The 725-nt window shown below is 55.4% G+C and carries 1 protein-coding gene; it reads right to left on the minus strand.

Annotation, left to right across the window (positions count from 1 at the left end; all coding sequences use genetic code 11):
- Positions 1 to 173 precede the first annotated feature (173 nt).
- The coding region (locus AC1D35_RS36635; protein ID WP_477942968.1) for an ATP-binding domain-containing protein at positions 174 to 725 on the minus strand (552 nt) is incomplete at its 5' end.

Here is a 725-nt window from a genome sequence, read left to right on the forward strand (position 1 = left end):
CCATCGCACTATGAGGAATTTGGCTACCACTCTCTGAACGTGACCTTCAACATGTCGAAGCCTTTCTTGGAGGATCTCGACTACGTCATTCTTCCCGACAGCGGCCGCTCTCAGGACCGTCGAAGGGAAGAGGAAAGACACCCCCCGAAAAGGAGTAGACGGACCCGATGGGCTTAGAGGATGAAGAGTGGACTGGGCTTGTCACGGCAAACCACCAGGGTCAAGTTCTTCATCGCTCTGCTCAAGCCGACATACAGCAAGCGTCGTTTGTAGTCAGTGTCCGCGAATGATTGCTTGTCGCACATCATGATCAGTGCGTTGTCGCACTCAAGTCCTTTCGCTTTGTGGATAGTGCTTATGCACCTCGCAGGAGGTTGAAGATGGGAAAAAGTCCTTCGCCTCGTGATCTCGACGAGCCCCTCGGCGGCGGCGGGGTATCCACCCAGCTTAACGGCGTCTTGGAACTCGCTTTTCAGATCGATCGAGACGTTGATGAACCCTGGCGTCTTGGATGTGATGTGACCTCGTAGTATCGTAAGGCTGCGACTAAGTCCGCGATGGTCCGGCTCATCCAAAATGACCCGGCCAATAGCCTGTAGGTGGGCAGGCAATCCTCTCGCTCGTTTGGTACATCCATCCTGTACTTCCTGCCGCAGTCGCCGGCCATACATCGACGCTGCGAAGCCGGTGCACGTTCCATCGACAAACGAGAGCAGGGCTTCGAC

Source organism: Rhizobium sp. P1_E6, from assembly GCF_056405875.1.